This is a genomic window from Pseudomonas sp. CBZ-4, from assembly GCF_000346755.1.
Classification (GTDB): domain Bacteria; phylum Pseudomonadota; class Gammaproteobacteria; order Pseudomonadales; family Pseudomonadaceae; genus Aquipseudomonas.
In genome coordinates, this window is record NZ_ANNV01000040.1 from 16361 (window position 1) to 37898 (window position 21538).

A 21538-nucleotide genomic window follows, 5' to 3' on the forward strand; every position below is an offset into this window, starting at 1 on the left:
TTCCTCAATGTAGACGCAGTCGAAACGTATCGACGCGAGCCTGATTGCACTGCTTGTGCCAAAGGGAAAAAATCAGTTAACCGATTGATTTGTATAAATAAATATCTTGAATTGAAGCGTTTTTATGCAGTCTCTGGCACGTGAGGAGGCGGGGCGTTTGCAAGTATTTTCAAACTTGCAGTGGCGTTGAATCTCGATGGAACCAGATGGCCAGGCTTTGCCACACAGGGAAACACTCTTCCTGTTTTGGTCTGCCCATGAAAGTCGAACCTCATAGCGATGTGCAAACAGTCCAGCACCCGGACCAACGCGTTGTCAGCAATGCCTCCGTGCCCACGCCGATGAGGGGAGTGGATGAGCTGGCCCATCTGTTCAATCAGGAAGTACAACTCAATAAGCTCCCTCTGGACCAGCGGCACATGGGAGTGCGCGTCCCTCCGGCTGAACAGATGGTGCAGCTGTACGACCAGTTGGGTCATCCGGCGCAGGCGAGCATGGCCTCCGTTTCGCGTCGACTCAGGATGCAGTTGCTGCAAAGCGCGGGTGTCGGCAAGTTGCTCGAAAACGCAGGCGGGGATCCGGCTCGTGCGTTCGTGGTGCTCAAGCATATGGCGGCTCAGGCGGACACTGAAGTGCGTAAGTATGAGGCCGCCCTGGCACGCGCAGCGCTTGCCAAGCTGGCAGCCCGCTTCAGAGGCGAGATTCAGGCTGGCCTGAACATTGCGCTCTCATTGCAGGAGGCCTGTGCCGATCCGCAGGAGTGCCAAGCGCTACGAACGCTCTACTACGCCAGTGTGGTCACGCGCCAATCCCTGTCGACGATGATGCAGGCCCTGCTGGGTGTGTATGGCGGCGAGCGCTTCCATCAAGGGCTCAATGTGATGCGTAAAGCCTTGGCGGACGATATCGCCGCCAAGGTGTCATCGATGCCCACGCCATTGTTGCGCTCCCTGCTGCTGGGCCTGCAAAGCTGTGGGCAGTTGGGTGCCGTGTTGGCCGGTTGCCTGGCGTTGAACCTGCGACTGGGTATCGATCAGGACGCCGTTCCCCTGCTGCAGCGCCTGCTTGGCTATGCCAGCAGCGGTATCTTCGCCGAGGAAATCCTGCGGTTGGGGGAAGAGATGGGGGGTGATTCGCCCTCGAGGAAACTGCCAGCCCTCAACGCGCTTTACCCCCTGGTCCGGCAGATGCCCTTGGCCTTGTGGCCTGACAGTAGAGTCCGCGAGGAAGCCTTGTTCAGGTTTATCGCGGTGATGGACGAGCTGAACCGGCTCGACGGTGGAACCCAGCGTTTTCCTGCGATGGCGGGGATCTGAGGTGACCCTGCTGTCAACCATCAACGGCATGTTGCTCAAAGTCGCACAGCGCGCCGAAGTGCTGGGCGCCGTAGTCGTCATGGCCATTGTCTTTATCTTTATCGTGCCACTGCCGACCTGGCTCGTAGATATTCTGATTGCGCTCAATATCTGCATATCTTGCCTGCTGATCGTGCTGGCGCTTTATCTGCCTGGCCCTCTGGCATTCTCGTCGTTCCCGTCGATTCTGTTGTTGACCACCATGTTTCGGCTGGCCCTGTCGATCGCGACCACACGCCTGATCCTGTTGGAGCAGGACGCCGGTGATATCGTCGAGGCGTTCGGTAATTTCGTGGTGGGGGGGAACCTGGCGGTAGGGATGGTGATCTTCCTGATCCTGACCCTGGTCAACTTCCTGGTGATCACCAAGGGTTCGGAGCGGGTCGCCGAGGTTGCGGCACGGTTCAGCCTGGATGCCATGCCGGGAAAGCAAATGTCGATCGACAGCGATTTGCGTGCCGGGCTGATTGACGGCATTCAAGCGCGTGACAAGCGTGATCAGCTGTCGCGTGAAAGCCAACTGTTCGGGGCCATGGATGGCGCGATGAAATTCGTCAAGGGCGATGCCATCGCCGGTTTGATCATCGTCGTGGTCAACCTGTTGGGAGGCTTTTCCACGGGCATGTTCCAGCACGGTTTGAGCGCAGCCGATTCGATGGCATTGTATTCGGTACTGACCATCGGTGATGGTCTGATTGCACAGATTCCAGCGCTGCTGATCTCCCTGACGGCTGGCATGATCATTACCCGCGTGGCACCGGAAGGGCGCAAGGGCGTCATTAACATGGGCGCCGAAATTGCCCGGCAAATGACCAGCGAGCCGAAAAGCTGGGTGATTGCGTCGGTGGGAATGCTGGCGTTTGCCGTGGTCCCTGGCATGCCGACCCTGGTGTTTATCCTGATTGCGCTGATAACCGGCAGCCTGGGTTACTTCCTGGTGCGTCAGCGTGCTCGACAGGAAAAGCCCCCCAATGAAGCCGCCACCGTCGTGCGCCCCGAAGAGAACGGTAAAGAGGACTTGCGCGGATTCGATCCGTCGCGCCCCTACCTGCTGCAGTTTTCCCCCGTTCTGCGCGGAACGCCCGAAGTGACGGATCTGATTCATGGGATTCGCCAGGCCCGAAACTCGCTGGTCGCCAACATTGGCCTGACACTGCCGCCGTTCGAAGTCGAACTCGATGACGCCCTGGCCGACGATGAAATGCGCTTTTGCGTGCATGAAGTGCCCATGGTCAAGGCGTCGGTGGTGGGGCGTGTGGCCGTTGCGCGAAAGGCGCTGACGGTTGAGCCCGAGCACGCCATGCCGGGGGTGGTCGAGCGGGATGAACAGGATTGGCTCTGGCTGCCCCCTGATGATCCGCTGCTTGATGATCCGCAACTGGAGCGCTTCACTGCCACGAGCCTGATCATCGAGCGCATGAGGCAGGCAATGATGCTCAGCGGGCCACAGTTCCTGGGGATTCAGGAGAGCAAGTCGATCCTGAGTTGGCTGGAGCAAAACCAGCCTGAGCTGGTGCAGGAGCTGCAGCGAATCATGCCGCTGTCGCGTTTTTCGGCGGTGTTGCAACGCCTGGCCAGTGAAGGTGTACCCCTGCGGGCGGTGCGGCTGATCGTCGAGTCGCTGATCGAATACGGGCAGCATGAGCGTGAGCCGGAAGCCCTGGCCGACTATGCGCGCATTGCCCTCAAGGCACAGATCTACCACCAGTACAGCGAGGCCGACGGCCTGCACGCGTGGCTGTTGTCGCCACAGAGCGAAAACATCCTGCGTGAAGCCCTGCGCCAGACCCAGACCGGGGTGTTTTTCGCGCTGGGCGAGGAACACAGCGCGGGGCTTATCAGCCTGCTCAATCAGGCCTTCGTCTTAAGGGCCAAGACCAAGAGCGTGATGTTGGTGGCGCAAGACTTGCGCAGCCCCTTGCGCACCTTGTTGCTGGAAGAGTTCAACCATGTACCGGTGCTGTCTTTCGCTGAGTTGGGGAGCAGCTCCAAGGTCAAGGTATTGGGGCGCATTGACCTTGGTCAGGAAGCGTTGATGCGGGGTGCAGTGGCATGAACCCGCGGCCATGGTCGGTTCGAAGGAGGGCTTGATGATGTTTGAGTTGCGGGTGCTTGATGGGCTGCGGCAGGGCGCTGCGTTACCGTTGTTCGGCGAACAGTGGAGCATCGGCGCCCAGGCAGACGCTGACTTGGTGCTGAGTGATCCGGGGGTATCCGAGCACCATGCTCAGCTGCGCTTTTTCGACGCCAACTGGTCGGTGCAGGCCCAGGCGCAGTTGGTGTACGCAGCGGATGGCCAGGCCATGGCGCAGATCCCGCACCTGGCGTTGAACGTTCCCTTTCTGGTGGGCGGCGTACGTCTGTGTGTGACCTTGGCGGAGCAGCCGTGGCCCCCGTCACCGGCTCCGGTATCCGTAGTCTCGTCATCGCCGGATGAACCTGCGCAGGCACTGAAGTTGTCGTCCATCTCGCCCGTGCAGCAAAAGCGCTTGATCAGCCTGGTGCTGGTGATGGCGGTGATCATCGCGGTGGTGGGCATGGTCTCCACAGGGGAGCATGAGGCGCAGGCTTCACTGATGCCAGCGGTGGTGAACAAACACGAATTGGCTTCACCGTCTGACGTGCGCCAGCAGTTGCTGAAGATGCTCGGCGAGCGGGAGTTGAGCCAGCGGATCAGCTTGCAAGTGATCAATGGCCAAGTTGTGCTCAGTGGGGGCGTGTCCCAGGACGATGTTGAGTTGGTGGCGCGGATGCTCAGCCGTTTTGGCGAGCAATTTGACAGCGCGGTACCGGTGATCAGCCGTGTGCGTGTGCGCGATGATGCATTGCCGTTCAGGATTGTGCAGATCGTCGGCGGGCCGAACGGTCACGTGGTTCTGGAGGAGGGCAGCCGACTCTTTGTTGGCGATCAGGTGGAAGGGCTGCGCCTGGTACTGATCGACAACAGCAAGGTGGTGTTTGATGGCACGCAGCGTTACGAGGTGCACTGGTGAGTACGCCATTGAACGTGCGCCTCGACGCCTGGCAGCAGCGTCAGGCCCACGCGCTGAGCAGCTTTGCGCCAGTGGCGATGCGCGGTCGAATCCAGCGCGTCAATGGCATGCTGCTGCAGTGCCGGCTGCCGCAGGCGCGTATCGGCGACTTGTGCCGGGTCGAAAAAACGCCGGGTGACTGCATGCTCGCCGAAATCATCGGCTTTGATCAGCAGGATGCGGTGCTCAGTGCCCTGGGGAATCTGGAAGGTGTGCGCGTGGGGGCCAGTGTCGAGCGCCTGGGCGTATCGCATCGGGTGCAGGTCAGCGCAGCGCTGTTGGGCCAGGTGCTGGATGGTTTCGGGCGGCCGATCACGGGGCAGGGGGCCAGTGCGTTTGTCGACGCTGAGCTGCCGGATACCAGTGCGGTGTTGTGCGAAGCGCCGTTGCCCACCGAGCGGCCGCGGATCAACCGTGCGCTGGCTACCGGCGTACGCTCCATCGATGGACTGATGACGCTTGGTGAAGGCCAGCGCGTCGGTCTGTTCGCCGGGGCCGGCTGTGGCAAGACGACCTTGTTGGCCGAGATCGCCCGTAACGTCGAGTGTGATGTCATCGTGTTCGGCCTGATCGGCGAGCGGGGTCGTGAATTGCGCGAGTTCCTCGACCATGAGCTGGATGACCAGCTGCGCGCCAAAGCGGTACTGGTGTGTGCCACCTCTGATCGCTCCAGCATGGAGCGCGCCCGCGCCGCGTTCACCGCCACGGCATTGGCCGAGGGTTTTCGGCGCAAGGGGCAACGGGTGTTGCTGCTGATCGATTCCCTGACCCGTTTCGCCAGGGCCCAACGCGAAATCGGCCTGGCTGCCGGCGAACCCCTGGGGCGCGGTGGCCTGCCACCTTCGGTGTACAGCTTGCTGCCACGATTGGTGGAGCGCGCCGGGTTGACCCGCGATGGGGTGATCACGGCCATCTACACCGTGCTGATCGAGCAGGACTCGATGACTGACCCGGTGGCCGATGAAGTCCGTTCGCTGCTCGATGGCCATATCGTGCTGTCACGTAAATTGGCCGAGCGTGGACACTATCCGGCGGTGGATGTGCTCGCCAGCCTTTCACGAATATTGACCAACGTCGCAGAGCCTGAAGATATCCGCGCGGGTACGGCGTTGCGACGTTTGCTGTCGGCCTACCAGCAGATCGAGCTGATGCTCAAGCTGGGGGAGTACCAGCCTGGCAGCGATGCCCTGACTGACCTGGCAGTGAACAGTCGCCAGGCGGTGGATGGTTTCCTTCGCCAGGATTTGCGTGAGCCCACGCCGATGGCGGCCACGCTGGAGCAACTCAAGGAGCTGACGGCCTATGTCCCATTCTGATGTGCTGCTCGGTGAAGTGGAGACGCTACGGCGTCTGCGCAGGCACAGGGCCGATCGGGCCGAGCGTGCCCTGCGTGAGGCGAAACGAGAGCAGCAGGCCCTGCTTGTTCACATCCGGCAGGCCCAGGATGCACTTGAACACACGCGGCAGGAGGAGGCTCGGCAAAGCGCTCAGTTGCTCAGCCAGCACCAGGGCCAGACGCTGACCTTGAAGGGCCTCAAATCCTGGAGCGCACAGGAACGCTCTTTATCCGCCAGTACCCAGCGTGAAGAAGGGCAACTCGAGGCGTTGCGCAACCAACGGACAGAAAAGGAAAACCGGGTTGGCAGTGCCCAGAAACAGGCCACCGAATGCCTGCGGCAGGTGGAAAAGCTTCAGGAGCTCTCTCTTTTGCTGGCACAGGAGCCGACATGACCCAGGTAGCAAATAAACCCACTGAGCGTCCACGCCTGCGTGAACCACGGGATGAGCGTGAACCGGGAGCGGCGGGCGTCGTGCCCTGGGAGCAAGGGCGACTGTTCGCACGGTTGTTTGCTGATGAGCGGGAGGGCGGCGGAGCGGGAGCCTCCTTGTCGGCGAAAAAATCAGCAGCGGGTGTCGCCCAGATCGAAGCGCTCGCCGAACAGCTGGGGCCGCGTGTGTTGGCCGGTTCGCAGTGGCCGTTGCAGGCGGTGCTGTACTTGCCGCGCCTGGGACGGATCAACGCCAGCGTGCGCCGCGAACAGGGCGCCTGGGGCATTGAGCTGGAGGCGGAACACGACGCCACTGCGCGCTGGCTCAGCGGCGTACGGCAACAATGTGAGGACCGATTTGCGCAAGCGCTGGGGCTGCCGGTCAACCTGATTCTGCCAAGCGTCGGTAAACCATGATCGTACCGTTACTGACATTGCCTTCGATCAAGGGCGACGTGGTAGCCGCACGCCACCGACTGGGCCGTGGCCTGCGTCTGCCGTTCCAGGTCGCGGGGCAGGCCGGTGAGTTGCGGCTCGAGCCTGGACGTCCGCCATCTGGCGGCGAATCGCTGTGCTTCGACACGCAATGCGGTGTGCTGGCACTCGCTAAGGCAGGGCCGTTGCTCAGCCTGCTGGGTGAGTGTCCGGTGACCTTCGCTGGGGCTGGCGACGATCCGGACTCCTGGTTCTGGGCGTTGTTCCAGTATCACCTGAGCCCCGACGTGCGAGCGCTGCTGGGTTACGTGCGATTGCTCCACACCCAGCGCCCAACGGGCTTTGGCTGCCGTCTCACCGTGACGCTGGGTGAATCCTGGGTTGAGGGTTATGTGTGGCTGAGCCCCGAAAGCTTTTTGGCCTTGCACGAGGCGGGGGCCTGGCGGGCCACGGCTGCGCCGCTGCCGTTGTCGTTTCAACTGGCAATTGCCGTGACCCTTGGGCGGTTGCGGGTCCCGATCCTACAGGCCAGCGGCCTGCGAGCCGGCGATGTGCTGGTGCTTGAACAGAGTTTTTTCCAGGCCCGCGGCAGCGGTTATGTGCCGGTCGGCAGAGCGCGCCTGCATGGCAGCATTGACGATGACGCCGGGCGCTTGCATTTCACGCTTACTTCTATCGAGGACACATCCGTGGACGAAGATTTTGCTGTACCTCATTACGCGGGCCCGGAAGACGATGAACCCGTCATGGATGTATTCGGCCCTGAGCCGTTTGATGAATTGAGCATGACACTGAGCGTGCGCTGCGGAACACTGAACCTGACCCTCGGGGAGTTGCGTAACCTCGCACCCGGTTCGGTGCTGGGCATTGCCGGTTTCGCGCCGACGATGGCGGGCCTGTATTACGGCGATCGGCCCATTGGCCAGGGGCAGTTGGTGGAGGTCGACGGGCGCCTGGGGTTGCAGCTGTCCCGGGTGGTGTTCGGTCGATGATACTTCAAGGGCTGGACCCGATAGTCCTGGCGATATTTCTGGGGGCGCTGTCGTTGATGCCCATGCTGTTGGTGGTCTGCACAGCCTTCTTGAAAATCGTGATTGTGCTGATGATTACCCGCAATGCCATCGGCGTACAACAGGTCCCGCCGAGCATGGCCATCAACGGAATCGCCCTGGCGGCCACCCTGTTTATCATGGCGCCGGTGGGGTATGAGATCGCCGAGAGCGTCAAGGCTTCGCCCCTGGACATGAGCAACGTGCAAACGTTTCTGGACACCGGCAATGAGGCCATCAAGCCCTTGCGTGCCTTCATGCTGCGTAATGTGGACCCCGATGTGCTGACCCATCTACTGGAAAACACCGCACGTCTGTGGCCGGCGAAAATGGCGCAGGAGGTACAGCGTGAGGACCTTATCCTGCTGATTCCGGCTTTTGTGCTATCGCAATTGCAGGCGGGGTTCGAGATCGGGTTCCTGATCTACATCCCCTTCATCGTGATCGACCTTATTGTTTCCAACCTGCTGCTCGCGCTGGGCATGCAGATGGTCTCGCCGATGACTATTTCCCTGCCGCTCAAGCTGTTGCTGTTCGTGCTGGTGTCTGGCTGGTCGCGGTTGCTCGACAGCCTGTTCCTTTCCTATCTCTGAGAGGCGTATGGAACCTATCGTGCTATTCAAGCAAGGCATGTTGCTGGTGGTTGTGCTGTCGGCGCCGCCGCTGATCGTGGCGGTGGTGGTCGGGGTACTGACCTCCCTGGTACAGGCGTTGATGCAGATCCAGGACCAGACATTACCCTTCGGCATCAAACTGGTGGCAGTGGGTGTCACATTGATCCTGACAGGCCGCTGGATTGGCGTGGAGTTGATCCAGCTGATCAACCTGACGTTTGAAATGATCGGCCGTTCGGCCCTGAACTGAGGCCTGGCCTGTGCTGCTTTATCTTGAATATCTACCCAGCCTGATTATCGGCATGGCGCGTATCTACCCCTGTGGCATCCTGGTGGCGGCGTTCTGTTTTCAACACGTGCGTGGCCTGCCCCGGCACACCGTCGTGATGGTCATGGCGCTGCTGCCCGCTCCGGGCATTCACGCTGCTCTGGCGGGGCAGGACATTTCAGCGCTGATGCTCGGTATGCTGGTGATCAAGGAAGTGGTCCTGGGATTGCTGCTAGGGGTGTTGTTGTCGATGCCGTTCTGGATGTTCGAATCGGTGGGCGCGCTGCTGGACAACCAGCGTGGCGCCTTGGCCGGTGGCCAGCTGAACCCGTCACTGGGGCCGGACGCGACACCCATCGGGCACATGTTCAAGCAGCTGGCGATTTACCTGTTGATAGCCATCCTGGGGTTGGGCGCGTTGACTCAGGTGATCTGGGACAGTTACCTGATCTGGCCACCTACCGTGTGGTTTCCGTTACCCGCCGCTGAGGGCATGAGCGTATTTGTCGGGCTGCTGGGTGACACGTTCATGCACATGATGCTTTACGCGGCGCCCTTTATTGCAGTGTTGTTGCTGTTGGAGTTCGGCATTGCGTTGCTGGGTGTCTATAGCCAGCAATTGCAAGTGAGTACCTTGGCGCCGCCGGTCAAGTGCCTGGCGGGGATCGGTATTTTGTTGCTGTACTTTGCCTTGTTGCAGGATCTGATTGTCGGGCGCATGAGCCAGTTGGGTGACCTCAAGCACTACCTGGGGCTTTTGTTCAAGGTCCCGACGCCGTGAGTGATTCGGGGGAAAAAAAGCACCCGGCGTCCGCCAAGAAACTGCGTGACCAACGCAAGAAAGGTCAGGTCTCGCAAAGCCAGGATGTGAGCAAACTGCTGGCGCTGACGGCGATCAGTGAGGTCGCCTTGTTCACTGCCGAGACCAGCCTGCTGCGCTTTCAGCAACTGATGGTGTTGCCGATGTCACGCTTGAGCCTGCCGTTTGTGCGGGCGCTGGAAGAGGTGCTGATGGAGGGCCTGGTCATGTTCTTCTCGTTCTCTCTGTTGATGGCCGGGCTAGCGATTGCCGCGAAGCTGATTGGCAGTTGGATGCAGTTCGGCTTGCTGTTCGCCCCGGACACGCTGAAGCCGGATTTCAATCGCCTCAACCCGATCAGCCAGATCAAGCAGATGTTCTCTGCGCAGTCGCTGATGACGCTGCTGATGAGTATCGCCAAGGCGTTCCTCCTGGGCCTGATAGTGTACGTGGTGGTCTGGCCCTCCTTGGGGACGTTGATCAACCTTGCCAACAGCGATCTGCAAAGTTACCTGCTGGCGCTGATCGCGTTGTTCCGTCACTTGCTGCATGCCTGTCTGGGGCTGTTGCTGGTGTTGGCGCTGATCGATCTGACCTTGCAGAAGTATTTCTTCGCCAAGCGTATGCGCATGACGCAGGTCGAGGTCACGAAGGAATACAAGGACATGGAAGGCGACCCCCATGTGAAGGGCCAGCGTCGCGCATTGGCCCAGCAATTGGCCCAGGAGGAACCCAAGGTCAAGCTGCCCAAGCTGGAGGAGGCCGACATGCTGGTGGTCAACCCGACACACTTTGCGGTCGCCCTGTATTACCGCCCCGGCAAGACGCCGCTGCCCTTGCTGATTGGCAAAGGGACGGACGCCGAGGCCCGTCGATTGATTGCCCGAGCGAAGGCGGCCGATGTGCCAGTGGTCCAGTGTGTGTGGCTGGCCCGCACGCTCTACACCCACCAGCTCGGCACCAGCATTCCTCGTCAAACGTTGCAGGCCGTGGCGCTGATCTACCGCACGTTGCGTGAGCTGGACGACGAAGCCAAACGCGAAACCCTGGAGCTGCCGGAGCTGGAGCAACGCTGATCAGCTGTTGGTGTGGGCGTCCAGGGCTCCAAGGTTGGCCAGCGCGAGTATCCGGCTGAGGACCTTGTCGAGGGTGTTGTGCGTGGTCGGCAGTGCATGCCAGATCACCAGTGCGTTTTCGGTATCGAGGTAGACAAAGCAGCCATCGAAGATCTGGGCCTGTTCAAGGCGCCTCTCCAGTACCCTCTGCAATTGTTTGGCTTGCAACGCTTCGCGCGCGATGTGCAGCGCTAGCCCCCGGCGTTCGCCAGCCTGCACGACGCACACTTTGATGCCGGGAGCGAGCGGCAGGTGAGCGGCAACGCCGCTCACCACGTTCTCCAGAAATACCTGGCGTTGATCGGTGGGCATTTACGCGGTACTCATCGTTCCAGCGATATGGTCTGGTAATCCGCGCGCTCTCCGGACGGGCCGGGCTCTGCGCGCATTTGCGATGGCCACCAGATCACCATCTTATCCGGGGTCGACTGGGGGCGTGAGCAGGAGTCGCCTTTGCACGTTGGGGTACAGCCAGTGACGAGCAGCACCAGGCCGGTCAGGGTGACGCATAGCAATGGGTGTTTCATGGTCGGACCTTCTGAGGAGGAGTAATCAAGGTGGGGCGGGGGACGCTCAGGTGTTCATCCTTCACCACTGGCCGCATGGCGATAAATACCTCGGCTTCCTCTCCAGGCTTCAACCAGGCGCGCGGCCAGACGGTGACGGCCAGGGTCTGCGAGTTGCTGCATTCTTTTTCATCGATGCGCACATTGCGGTTGAACGTGTTGCGCAGCACCACGACCGCGACGTTGTATTCAGGGCCTGCGTACCACTGGCTGCGCTCGGTGCTCAGCGCCAGCAAGTCGCGGGTGCTGCACAGTGTGTTCAACCCCAGGGGCATTGGCGCCAACTTGAACGCCTTGGGCACTTGCCCTGTCACCAGGTGTGCCAGGGTGCTGATGATGTCGCTGCGCTTGATCACGGGCTGGTGAGGGGCATATCGCCTGGCCAGCGGTGCCAGGGCTGCTTGCAATTCGACCTGGTCTGCCTGGGGCAAGTAGCGGGACGGGTCGGCTTGGTCACCGATAACGCGTGGGGTGATGATGAACAGGCGTTCACGCCGATTGTTCTGCCTTTCGCTCGAGGAGAACAATGCCTTGCCCAACAGTGGGATATCGCCCAGCAGGGGCACCTTGTTTTGCTTATCGGTACTTTCCGTGACGTGGAAGCCACCCACCACCATTGAGCGCTTTTCCGCCATGACGGCCTGGGTGCTGACGTTGCCGCGGCGAACATCAAGGTCTTTGAGGTTGCGTTCGGGGTTGGACTCGTCGAACGTGCCGTCCTCGATATCCACGGCCAAGTGGATCTGATGGCTTCCACGGCTGGTAATGACGCGGGGCACGACCTGGACGCTGGTACCCACGGTGACCGGCAAGATGGTTGCGTTCTCACGTCCGGGGGTCAGGTATTGAGTTCGGTTGAAGTCGATTACCGCTGGCTGGTTTTCCAGGGTGAGCACGGAGGGGTTGGACACCATGGTTGCCAGCCCCTTGGCTTCCAGCGCTCGTATATCGGCATAGAAACGGTCGCGATTTTCAATCGACAACTGCTGCGATGTGCCCGGTGCCATATTTGCGCCGCCACGGAACCGGCTGTTCTGAAACCCCCAGTTCACTCCGAATTCACGCAATTGCGTTCGCTCGATATCAAGAATGATCGTATCGATTTCCACCAGTTTGCGCGCCACATCGAGCTGGGCGATCAACTCGCGGTACATGGCCTGGCGTTCTGGCAAGTCATAGATCAACACCGAATTGTTACGGATATCGGCTTCGACGCGAACCCGGTTGGTGGGCGTCGGCGCGCGTGGTGTGAGTGTCGCGCCACTGTCCAACGGTGTGATATTGCTGTTTGAACCGAGCATCTGCCCCAACAAGGGATTGCTCAAGCGGGGAACGTTCGGCATGAGAGGGGTGGGGAGTGAGGGGGAGCGCTGGCCCATCGCCGAGGCCATGGCATTGGGGCGTGGCTCCAGCAACCCGCGCAAAATGCTGGAAACGCCCGGGATGATCAGCGTCGCACCGCGATATTCCAATGGGCGATCCGCGGCATTGGCGAACTTCAGCGGGAAGCTCAGCACCGCCTGTTTTTCATCCGCTGAGCGGCGTTGGCTGCTGAACTGCTTGATTTGTTCGATGTAGCGCCGAGGGCCAGAGACCAGTACGACACCATCCTCGGGCAACTCACCCCAGCCGAAGCGACTATCGAGCAGGCCAATATCGGTGAGGGCCTGCTTGAGGTCGGCAATGGTCTCTGAGGAGACCTCCAGGCGTGCGGACTCTTGTTGGTCCAGCGTGCTGACGTAGAGCGTGTTGTTGTACATGTACCATTGGAAGCGATGCTCCACTCCCAGGCGGTCGAGCAATGACTGCGGGGTATTGGCGCGTATCTTGCCATTGACGATGCCCTCCAGCAGCCCCTCGATTTGCAGTTGCGTACCAAAGGTCTGGGCAAAGTCTTCGAGCACATCCCGCACTGGCTTATGCTCGGCTTCATAAGCGTAGGCGGTGTTTTTCCACGCGGGAGGGATGGCGGCCAACGCGCTTTCTGCTGAACCCAGCAGCCAGAAAAACAGGAACACATTGCACCAATGGGCTCGTTTGGCTGAAACCCCGGACGAGCCAAGGCACAAGCGATTACCCTTATGGGTCTTGTTAGGCATAGACAGTTCTCTGATTAGTACGAGCGTGAACGTAGCGAGGTAGGTTTGAGGTTGGGGGCTGGACGAGCAAGGCGTACGACGATTGCGCGCCATGTGTCGCGTTGGTTGAGTAATGCCTCAAGGCAGTCGAGTACGTAGGCTTCTCCGCGATCAGTACGCAGGCTTTGAATCAGCCATAGCGCCCCCGTGTCAGCTTTTTGCGCCAGTGCACCCTGGAAATGGTTCAAGCTGGCCGCGCCCAGGCGCAGCCAGCCTTGCAAGGCAGGGTTGTCGGGTATCGCTGAGGTCAGTTGAGCACTCAGTAAAACGCTGTCTCCCTGACGTTGCAGGGTGACTTCGTCGTCGCCTTCAAAGATGGCGATTTCCCTCTCTGCGCCGCTCAACCAGTTACCCACGAATGCTTTCATTTACTGGAAGCTTTCAATAGTTGTTTTGAGCATTTGGTTGATCGTTTTACCGTGTTCATTATAAAGCGCGAACGTCACCTCTCTGCGCGTTACTAGATTGTGGAATAACTCACTATCTTCGGCGGCCAGGCTTTCTTCAAAGCCGGACTTGAACTCCTTATATGTAGATGTTTTATTTCGGGCAATCGAATGAGTCAACTCTTTGAAAAAGTCCATGATTTTCCCTCTGCGTTTTATTGTTGATCAGTGAATTAAACAGCCAAGGTGGAGTGCTGAATATAAATAAAGTCTTCGTCTTCGTAGGATTAGATCTCGATCGAGTACTCTTTGCCCTGATTGAAAAAAGTGTCGATCATGGCGTCCCAGCTGATACGGAAGTCTCCTTCATCTGTTTTCAGAACGAGCGTCTGAGGAGGAATCGTGTCGTCGGCATTTAACTTCCAGAATCTGCTCTTGTGACGGGTCAGGCACTCTCTGATCTCCTCGATATCATGGGGATGGCAGAGCAGCGTCGCGCTGACTTCCTGGACTTGACTCTCCAACAACTGCTTCAACAGCGCTGCAAGCCTTTGCGGGGCAGCCGTCTCGTCGAGCAGACAGCGAATGGCCTGGTTGGTGATGGCGGTCGCGTAGTGTTCAAGGTTGTCGCACATCGCTTGACGGTCGAGTTCCCATTGCTTGAATTGAGCGTCGGCGCGTTGCCAGATTTCCAGTGAAGCTTGTTCAAGCAAGGCCTCGCATTTTTTCTCGGCCTGGCTTATCAATTCGTCGGCCTGGGCATGGGCGCGATTCAAGAGCTGGCTGGCGTGTTCCCAATCGGCAAACTCTTCCCGCCGGATGAGGCTTCCTCGTGCACCGGATGCGCCCTCGCGCAATTCAATAGTATGTCGGCATAACATCACTGCTTTCCTCGTCCGTACGAGACAGGGGCATGTTGTCGCTCGCCATGGCTGTGACGCGCCAGACGACGGCCTGCCACAGCGTGTTCAATCGGCTGCTGACATGTTTGAGCGGGGCGTTTGCTCTTTCAGCCTCGTTCACACGTGTACGGGGGAAGCGCAATCGAAGACGCTGCCAGGTAGCGGGTTCAACCCAGCTATGAAGCAGCCGCAGTGGATCGGAGTGTGGCGGCAGCATGGCAGGGGGTAACGCCATGGCGAGGCGCATGCACCACTGATGATGACGCTCACTCAATGGCGCTGCAGCTTCGGGGTTGACCGTGTGGCTAACCAGTGTCAGCACCAGGTTGAGTTGCTCCGTTGAGGCCAGGGCCAACCGAAGCACTGTGGCTTGAGGCGCAGCGGGCAGGCAGGCGACAAATCCCGCAAGGTTGTCTGGCACTGACCGACCGCAACGAAAAAGCCTTTCAATGTCACGATACTCGTCACCCCTCCAGTCTTCGTGAGCATCCTTCCAGGGAAAAGCCCACCATTGAGCCCAGGCCAGTTGTTCATGCATGGGAGGATCGGGTCTAGGTGCCATGCGTTGACTCCGTTGAGTCGTCTGCAAAAACCGGCCCCTGCGGAGGACGCTTGCGCCGAACTTGCAAGAAGATCGTGGCGGCCACGGCCGAAGCCAGACCGAGCAGCAAAACCATGACGCTGGTTCGCCAGAACCCGAGATCTTCGCCGGGCACCAGGAAGGGGCCGAAGTACACCAGGCGTTGTTGTTCCTGATAAGTGGAGGCAGGTACAAACACCACGGTGAGTTTTTGCGGGTTGTCCACTGCCGCAGTCATCCCAGGGATACTGCTCGCCACCATTCTGCGAACCCGCGCGCGGATGTTGTCGGGGTCCAGGCGTGGATCATGCTTGATGAATACGGAAGCGGATGCCGGTTGGACGGGCTCTCCTGGTGCTATGCGTTCAGGCAGCACGACATGCACGCGTGCGACGATGACACCGTCAATCTTGGACAGGGTGGTTTCAAGCTCTTGGGATAGGGCATAGATGTAGCGGGCGCGCTCTTCCAGCGGGGTGGAAATTACCCCTTCCTTGCGAAACGTATCCCCCATGGTGGCCCTGGCCATTCGAGGAAGACCGGCGGCTTCCAAGGTACGTACGGCGCGCCCGATGTCGCTTGTATTGACCGTCACGACGACACCATCCTTGGCCGGGATTTTCTGTGCGCGAATATGTTTATCAGCCAGTTCGGCTACGACTTCATTGGCTTCCTGCTCGGAAAGTTGTCGATGAAGTTCCACCCGGTCACTGCATCCGCTCAATATAAAAGCCAGGCTCAAGACTAAAACGACAAGCAATGAGTTATTCATGCTCAAGACTGCATGTTGCCGATTTTGTCGACGCATTGTGTTGTCTTGGCAAGGCATTTCACCATCAGTTGTGATGTGAGTTGTGCGTTATTCAGCTCGCGTGGATAAGTGCCGATGGCCTCGACATCAATACCTTTTTTGGTTGAGCGGATTAATTTTGCGAAGCCATCTCTCGAGTTGCTGAGGTGCTTAGAGGCCTCTGTCAAAAGGAGTGATACTTCAGGCCTGTCAGAGACCGTGTGCATCGGGCGTGAGCCGTCGAGCATCGATGCGAAAAAACTGACGTCCGTACGGTCCGCCGATTGTTCCGGTGTTGCACGGTTATGTTCAACACTCCTGCCGGTCTGTGAGAAGAGGTCGTTTACTATTTGCATGGCGTGTCTACTCGATGAGGGGAGGGCAGGCGCTCTCCATAAAGGCGCATTTAACGGGGCTGTCGAGCGGGTGGGATGATTACCTTTCGGGCGGTTACGCCTGAAAGGTAATCGTTCATCCCGTACTTATTGACCGGAACCCGACCGGATCAACGCTTGAATGTTCTTTACTTCAGCGCTCTTCCAGCCGTTTTTTATTGCATCAGCCTTCATCTTCTCGAAGATGGCTTCGGCTGATCCCTCACCGCCGCCGCCGCCTCCTCCTGCCCCACCTAAACCGCCTAGATACGAATCTGCCTGATTCAAAGCGTTAACACCGCTTAGTGCGCCAATATTCATATGAAAATCCTACTCTGGTTGCTCGGGTTGTTGATTTGCCAGCGGTCAAATCACGGTAACGTATAAGTTTGTACATAAATTTGCGTCTGGCCATGACTGCGTGGCCTGTACGGGTAAAACGTTCCAGATGTTTCTAACTCACGATGTTGCTGAATATTTCTCAAGCGGCAGTTTAATCAGGCATTTTGGGGGCTGGGCTATACGGTCTTCTTGTCACTGTTGGGGCGACTGAACTCATGCCAGTGATATGTCCAACTGTTTCATCCTGTAATACAGTGTGCGTTTGGCAATTCCCAGTTCAATTGACACGGTATCCACACAGTGGTTGTGGCGGCTCATCGACTCTTCAATAAACGCTTTTTCAATTTGTTGCAGGCGTGCTTTGAGCTCTAGTTGGGGGGAGGGTTGGCTGCGCGCGGTAGTTGAAAGCGGTGGGAGGCCCAAGACAAACCGTTTTGCCGTCGAGCGTAACTCGCGAACGTTGCCCAGCCAGGGGTGGCAGAGCAGTTGTTGCAGCAGGCTGCTAGAGGGCGGTGGGGGGGCGCATTTGAACTGGTCGGCTTCTTCCTGGATCATTTCCAGAAACAACGGGATGATGCGTTCGGGCTGCTCCCGCAGGGCCGGAAGTTGAATGTTGACCACATTCAGTCGAAAGTACAGATCGCGCCTGAAGGCTCTCTGTTCGACCATGATGTCCAGGGACTGCTGGGCCGACGCGATGACGCGCATGTCCACGGGAATCAACCGGGTCGAGCCCAGGCGCTCTACTCCACGGCACTCCAGCACGCGAAGGAGCTTGGCTTGCAGGCTCAAGGGCATGCTGTCGATCTCGTCGAGGTACAGGGTACCCAGGTGGGCGGCCTCGACGAATCCTGCCCTTGATTGCATTGCCCCGGTATAGGCGCCGCTGTTGACACCGAACAGCTGGCTTTCCGCGAGGCTTTCCGGGATCGCCGCACAGTTCACGGCAACAAAATTACCTTGCCGGCCCGATAACGTATGAATGCGTTGTGCCAGTGTATCTTTGCCGGTACCGGTTTCTCCCAATAACAGGATGTCGACATTGAGAGTGGCGGTGCTGTTAAGCGTGGTTTCAATTTCCTGATCGTCGATGAGTGAGGCGTCTGTTCTGTTATCCCCTAGGACGTGAGCCGACATCGATTGATACTCCATGTTCGCTGTTGCGTCACTGTCGGAAAGTCGGTGTGCAAGTGCCAGTTCAGTAAACCGCAGAATATAAAAGTTGTCATCCGTCGTGCAGGGGGTTATGTACCGGATTGATGTAGGAAAAGATATATAAGGTTAAGGCTTTTATCCGTTTGTATTGTTGTTGGATAAAAGGGTTGTCGTGTAAGTAGGAGGTTTCTGAGAAGTTCGAGTATTTGGATGTGGTTGTTAGGTGCTTTAACTAAAGTGCTGGCCACAAAAAAGCCGATGCAATGCATCGGCTTTTTTGTGGGTGACAAGTGCTGCGCGTGGTACTTACACGTTAAAGCGGAAGTGCATCACATCACCATCTTTAACGATGTAATCCTTGCCTTCCAGACGCCATTTACCGGCTTCCTTGGCACCGGCCTCACCCTTGAACTGGATAAAGTCGTTGTAGGCGATCACTTCGGCACGGATAAAGCCTTTTTCGAAGTCGGTGTGGATCACGCCGGCGGCCTGTGGCGCGGTGGCGCCGACCTTGACGGTCCATGCACGCACTTCTTCGACACCGGCAGTGAAGTAGGTCTGCAGGTTGAGCATTTCGTAACCGGCGCGGATCACGCGGTTCAGGCCAGGCTCTTCCAGGCCCAGGGCCTCGAGGAACATGTCCTTTTCTTCGCCGTCATCGAGCTCGGCGATTTCTGCTTCGATCTTGTTGCACACCGGCACCACGATCGCGCCTTCTTCGTCGGCAATGGCCTTGACCACGTCCAGCAGCGGGTTGTTCTCGAAGCCGTCTTCGGCAACGTTGGCGATGTACATCACCGGCTTGGTGGTCAGCAGGTGGAAGCCCTTGATCACGGCCTTCTCATCGACGCCCATGTTCTTCATCAGGCTGCGTGCCGGCTTGCCTTCGGTGAAGTGTGCGATCAACTGCTCCAGCAGGCCTTTCTGGACCACTGCATCCTTGTCGCCGCCCTTGGCGTTGCGCGCAACTTTCTGCAGTTGCTTCTCGCAGCTGTCGAGGTCGGCGAAGATCAGTTCGAGGTCGATGATCTCGATGTCGCGTTTCGGGTCGACGCTGTTGGAGACGTGAATCACGTTCTCGTCTTCAAAGCAGCGGACCACGTGGGCGATGGCATCGGTCTCACGGATGTTGGCCAGGAACTTGTTGCCCAGGCCTTCACCTTTCGACGCGCCGGCAACCAGGCCCGCGATGTCGACGAATTCCATGGTGGTCGGCAGGATGCGCTTTGGATTGACGATGGCCGCCAGTGCATCCAGACGAGCGTCCGGCATCGGCACGATACCGCTGTTGGGCTCGATGGTGCAGAAGGGGAAGTTCTCCGCCGCAATACCGGACTTGGTCAGGGCGTTGAACAGGGTGGATTTGCCGACGTTGGGCAGGCCGACGATGCCGCAATTGAATCCCATGGTGTTTCCCCTCGGTAAGAGTCAGGCCTTCTGGCTGTGCAGGTTTTTCATCGCGCGGTTCCATTCACCGGCGAAGATATCCGGCAGCACGCCGAGGGCAAAGTCGATGCTGGCATCGAGTTTTTCCTGTTCGGCGCGTGGCGCACGACCCAGGACGAAATTTGAAACCATACTGGCAACGCCTGGGTGGCCAATGCCGAGCCGCAGACGGTAGAAATTATTCTGATTACCCAACTGCGCGATGATGTCGCGCAGGCCATTGTGCCCGCCATGCCCGCCGCCGAGCTTGAGCTTGGCAACGCCGGGTGGCAGGTCCAGTTCGTCATGGGCCACCAGGATTTCTTCGGGTTTGATCCGGAAGAAGTTCGCAAGCGCCGCGACAGCCTGGCCGCTGCGGTTCATGTAGGTGGTGGGAATCAGCAGACGAACATCCTGACCCTGGTGCGAGAAGCGCCCGGTCAGGCCAAAATACTTGCGATCGGCCACCAGGTTCACACCTTGCGCGTGGGCGATGCGCTCAACAAAAAGGGCCCCCGCGTTATGCCGGGTCTGTTCGTATTCGGCGCCTGGATTTCCCAGGCCAACGATCAGTTTAATGGCAGTCACGACAGGGGCCCTTCCTTTGGAGTTGTGGATAACATCGCCGCAACCGTTGTGCGGCGAAAGTGGACGACAGAAGCTGTTTACTCAAGAGTAAAACGCCGCGTTATCGCCCGCTTTCTCGCTACGTTCCGGTCCGCGATGTTTCCTCAAGCTCCGACGTTACAGAGTGAATTACTCTGCAGCGTCTGCTTCTGGTGCAACGCGTGGAGCGTGTACGTTTGCAACAGCTTTGTCATCACCGTGAGCCAGTGCGACAAACTCAACGCCTTTAGGGGCTTTGAGGTCGGACAGGTGGATGATGGCGCCGATTTCAGCGGCCGACAGGTCGACTTCGATGAACTCAGGCAGGTCTTTTGGCAGGCAGGAAACTTCGATCTCAGCAACAACGTGCGAGATTTCGCCGCCTTTCTTGATCGGAGCCGCTTCACCAACGAAGTGAACTGGAACGATCGCGGTCAGTTTCTGACCAGCAACAACGCGTACAAAGTCAGCGTGCAGCACGTGGCCTTTGGCCGGGTGACGTTGCAGAGCTTTGATGATTACGTTTTGCTTGGTGCCGCCAACGTTCAGTTCGATAACGTGGCTGTAGGCAGCTTCGTTTTCGAGCAGTTTGGCGATTTCTTTGGCCAGCATGCTGATGGATTCAGGGGCTTTTTCGCCACCGTAAACTACAGCTGGAACCAGGCTTGCGAGACGACGCAGGCGGCGGCTCGCACCTTTCCCCAGGTCGGAACGCGCTTCAGCATTCAGAGTAAAATCGTTCATGTTGTATCTCCAAAATAACCACATTCGCCCCAGCGTTTGCGACCAGCGCTAAAGGCGATATGGGCAAAAAAGCCCCGCCCCAGCAGAATGCTGGGGCGGGGCGCTTTTCGTCAGTGAAATGATCCGAAGGTTTGACCCTTAACGGAACATCGCGCTGATCGATTCTTCATTGCTGATGCGGCGAACCGCCTCGGCAACTACCGGTGCGATATCCAGTTGACGGATACGCGAACAGGCTTGAGCTGCTGCGGACAACGGGATGGTGTTAGTCACCACCAGTTCGTCCAGCATGGAGTTCTCGATGTTCTCGATCGCTCGGCCCGACAGCACAGGGTGTGTGCAGTAGGCGAAGACTTTTGCGGCACCGTGCTCTTTCAAGGCTTTCGCCGCGTGGCACAGGGTGCCGGCGGTGTCGACCATGTCATCAACCAGAATACAGGTACGCCCTTCGACATCACCGATGATATGCATCACTTCAGAGTGATTGGCTTTTTCACGGCGTTTGTCGATGATCCCGAGGTCCACGCCCAAGGATTTGGCAACAGCCCGTGCACGCACGACGCCACCAATGTCCGGGGACACGATCATCAGGTTTTCAAAGCGCTGGTCTTCGATGTCATCCACCAATACTGGCGAACCGTAGATGTTATCTACCGGAATATCGAAGAACCCCTGGATTTGGTCAGCGTGCAGGTCAACCGTGAGAACACGGTCGATACCTACCACGGTCAGCATGTCAGCGACGACTTTCGCGCTGATAGCCACACGTGCGGAACGCGGACGGCGATCCTGACGGGCATAACCAAAGTAAGGGATTACAGCTGTGATTCGAGTCGCTGAGGAGCGGCGGAAGGCATCAGCCATCACGACGAGTTCCATCAGGTTATCGTTGGTCGGAGCGCAGGTCGGCTGAATAATGAAGACGTCTTTACCGCGGACGTTTTCATTGATCTCGGCTGTAATTTCGCCGTCGGAGAATTTACCGACAGAGATGTCACCGAGAGGGATATGCAGCTGACGTACGACACGTCGAGCCAGATCGGGGTTGGCGTTCCCCGTAAAGACCATCATCTTGGACACGCGCAGTACCTAGA

26 protein-coding genes are annotated in these 21538 nt (G+C 58.5%); 11 read left to right on the plus strand and 15 right to left on the minus strand.

Annotation, left to right across the window (positions count from 1 at the left end):
- Positions 1-257 precede the first annotated feature (257 nt).
- The 11 genes from B348_RS0105420 to sctU are packed head-to-tail and all read left to right on the plus strand — an operon-like array spanning position 258 to position 10397.
- Positions 258-1316 carry a TyeA family type III secretion system gatekeeper subunit gene (locus B348_RS0105420; protein WP_017735128.1) on the plus strand — a complete coding sequence of 353 codons (1059 nt, stop codon included), beginning with the start codon at positions 258-260 and terminating at the stop codon, positions 1314-1316.
- Position 1317: 1 nt separating this feature from the next.
- A complete protein-coding gene (gene sctV, locus B348_RS0105425; RefSeq protein ID WP_017735129.1) occupies positions 1318-3411 on the plus strand; it encodes a type III secretion system export apparatus subunit SctV in 2094 nt (697 codons plus the stop codon).
- 37 nt (positions 3412-3448) lie between these two features.
- Positions 3449-4348, plus strand: a complete 900-nt coding sequence (locus tag B348_RS0105430; RefSeq protein WP_026136578.1) for an FHA domain-containing protein — start codon at positions 3449-3451, stop codon at positions 4346-4348.
- On the plus strand, positions 4345-5703 hold the full coding sequence (locus tag B348_RS0105435; protein ID WP_026136579.1) for a FliI/YscN family ATPase: 1359 nt from the start codon (positions 4345-4347) through the stop codon (positions 5701-5703). The genes B348_RS0105430 and B348_RS0105435 overlap by 4 nt, the downstream gene beginning before the upstream one ends.
- Positions 5690-6118 carry a YscO family type III secretion system apparatus protein gene (locus B348_RS0105440; protein ID WP_017735132.1) on the plus strand — a complete coding sequence of 143 codons (429 nt, stop codon included), beginning with the start codon at positions 5690-5692 and terminating at the stop codon, positions 6116-6118. Before B348_RS0105435 ends, B348_RS0105440 begins: the two co-directional genes overlap by 14 nt.
- Complete coding sequence (locus B348_RS0105445; protein WP_026136580.1) at positions 6115-6573, plus strand: type III secretion system HrpP C-terminal domain-containing protein; 459 nt, start codon at positions 6115-6117, stop codon at positions 6571-6573. Before B348_RS0105440 ends, B348_RS0105445 begins: the two co-directional genes overlap by 4 nt.
- Positions 6570-7583: a FliM/FliN family flagellar motor switch protein gene (locus tag B348_RS0105450; RefSeq protein WP_017735134.1), complete on the plus strand. Its 1014-nt coding sequence runs from the start codon at positions 6570-6572 to the stop codon at positions 7581-7583. Before B348_RS0105445 ends, B348_RS0105450 begins: the two co-directional genes overlap by 4 nt.
- Complete coding sequence (gene sctR, locus B348_RS0105455; protein WP_026136581.1) at positions 7580-8233, plus strand: type III secretion system export apparatus subunit SctR; 654 nt, start codon at positions 7580-7582, stop codon at positions 8231-8233. Before B348_RS0105450 ends, sctR begins: the two co-directional genes overlap by 4 nt.
- A gap of 7 nt (positions 8234-8240) precedes the next feature.
- Positions 8241-8504, plus strand: coding sequence for a type III secretion system export apparatus subunit SctS (gene sctS, locus B348_RS0105460; protein ID WP_014716816.1), 264 nt, complete (start codon positions 8241-8243; stop codon positions 8502-8504).
- A 10-nt stretch (positions 8505-8514) separates the two neighbouring features.
- Positions 8515-9303 carry a type III secretion system export apparatus subunit SctT gene (gene sctT / locus B348_RS0105465; RefSeq protein ID WP_026136582.1) on the plus strand — a complete coding sequence of 263 codons (789 nt, stop codon included), beginning with the start codon at positions 8515-8517 and terminating at the stop codon, positions 9301-9303.
- Positions 9300-10397, plus strand: coding sequence for a type III secretion system export apparatus subunit SctU (gene sctU, locus B348_RS0105470; protein ID WP_017735137.1), 1098 nt, complete (start codon positions 9300-9302; stop codon positions 10395-10397). The genes sctT and sctU overlap by 4 nt, the downstream gene beginning before the upstream one ends.
- Here the strand turns inward: sctU and B348_RS0105475 are convergent, their stop codons facing one another.
- The 15 genes from B348_RS0105475 to B348_RS0105540 all read right to left on the minus strand — a co-directional run bounded on the left by B348_RS0105475 (position 10398) and on the right by B348_RS0105540 (position 21524).
- Positions 10398-10748, minus strand: coding sequence for a hypothetical protein (locus B348_RS0105475; RefSeq protein WP_017735138.1), 351 nt, complete (start codon positions 10746-10748; stop codon positions 10398-10400).
- 11 nt (positions 10749-10759) lie between these two features.
- Positions 10760-10963: an HrpT family type III secretion system protein gene (hrpT, locus tag B348_RS1000000131905; RefSeq protein ID WP_026136583.1), complete on the minus strand. Its 204-nt coding sequence runs from the start codon at positions 10961-10963 to the stop codon at positions 10760-10762.
- Positions 10960-13101: a type III secretion system outer membrane ring subunit SctC gene (gene sctC, locus B348_RS0105485; protein WP_026136584.1), complete on the minus strand. Its 2142-nt coding sequence runs from the start codon at positions 13099-13101 to the stop codon at positions 10960-10962. The genes hrpT and sctC overlap by 4 nt, the downstream gene beginning before the upstream one ends.
- A 14-nt stretch (positions 13102-13115) precedes the next feature.
- Positions 13116-13508 carry a hypothetical protein gene (locus tag B348_RS0105490; protein ID WP_017735140.1) on the minus strand — a complete coding sequence of 131 codons (393 nt, stop codon included), beginning with the start codon at positions 13506-13508 and terminating at the stop codon, positions 13116-13118.
- Positions 13509-13724 (minus strand): hypothetical protein, encoded by a 216-nt coding sequence (locus B348_RS0105495; RefSeq protein WP_017735141.1) that lies wholly within the window; start codon positions 13722-13724, stop codon positions 13509-13511.
- An 89-nt stretch (positions 13725-13813) separates the two neighbouring features.
- On the minus strand, positions 13814-14407 hold the full coding sequence (sctL, locus tag B348_RS0105500) for a type III secretion system stator protein SctL (RefSeq protein WP_017735142.1): 594 nt from the start codon (positions 14405-14407) through the stop codon (positions 13814-13816).
- Positions 14385-14966: a type III secretion protein gene (locus B348_RS01000000129765; protein ID WP_256204104.1), complete on the minus strand. Its 582-nt coding sequence runs from the start codon at positions 14964-14966 to the stop codon at positions 14385-14387. Before B348_RS01000000129765 ends, sctL begins: the two co-directional genes overlap by 23 nt.
- Before the next feature lie 13 nt (positions 14967-14979).
- The gene (gene sctJ / locus B348_RS0105505) at positions 14980-15780 is read right to left on the minus strand and encodes a type III secretion system inner membrane ring lipoprotein SctJ (protein WP_026136585.1); all 801 of its coding nucleotides are present in this window, start codon (positions 15778-15780) and stop codon (positions 14980-14982) included.
- A gap of 2 nt (positions 15781-15782) precedes the next feature.
- Positions 15783-16154, minus strand: a complete 372-nt coding sequence (locus tag B348_RS0105510) for a hypothetical protein (protein ID WP_017735144.1) — start codon at positions 16152-16154, stop codon at positions 15783-15785.
- A gap of 126 nt (positions 16155-16280) precedes the next feature.
- Entirely contained in the window at positions 16281-16493 is a 213-nt protein-coding gene (locus B348_RS0105515; RefSeq protein ID WP_017735145.1) for a hypothetical protein, read from the minus strand.
- 234 nt (positions 16494-16727) lie between these two features.
- A complete protein-coding gene (locus tag B348_RS0105520; RefSeq protein WP_017735146.1) occupies positions 16728-17651 on the minus strand; it encodes a sigma 54-interacting transcriptional regulator in 924 nt (307 codons plus the stop codon).
- Positions 17652-17975: 324 nt separating this feature from the next.
- Positions 17976-19076 carry a redox-regulated ATPase YchF gene (gene ychF, locus B348_RS0105525; RefSeq protein WP_017735147.1) on the minus strand — a complete coding sequence of 367 codons (1101 nt, stop codon included), beginning with the start codon at positions 19074-19076 and terminating at the stop codon, positions 17976-17978.
- A gap of 21 nt (positions 19077-19097) precedes the next feature.
- The gene (gene pth / locus B348_RS0105530; protein ID WP_017735148.1) at positions 19098-19682 is read right to left on the minus strand and encodes an aminoacyl-tRNA hydrolase; all 585 of its coding nucleotides are present in this window, start codon (positions 19680-19682) and stop codon (positions 19098-19100) included.
- A gap of 168 nt (positions 19683-19850) precedes the next feature.
- Positions 19851-20444 (minus strand): 50S ribosomal protein L25/general stress protein Ctc, encoded by a 594-nt coding sequence (locus B348_RS0105535; RefSeq protein WP_017735149.1) that lies wholly within the window; start codon positions 20442-20444, stop codon positions 19851-19853.
- 138 nt (positions 20445-20582) lie between these two features.
- Positions 20583-21524, minus strand: coding sequence for a ribose-phosphate pyrophosphokinase (locus tag B348_RS0105540; protein WP_003208392.1), 942 nt, complete (start codon positions 21522-21524; stop codon positions 20583-20585).
- Positions 21525-21538: the final 14 nt, after the last annotated feature.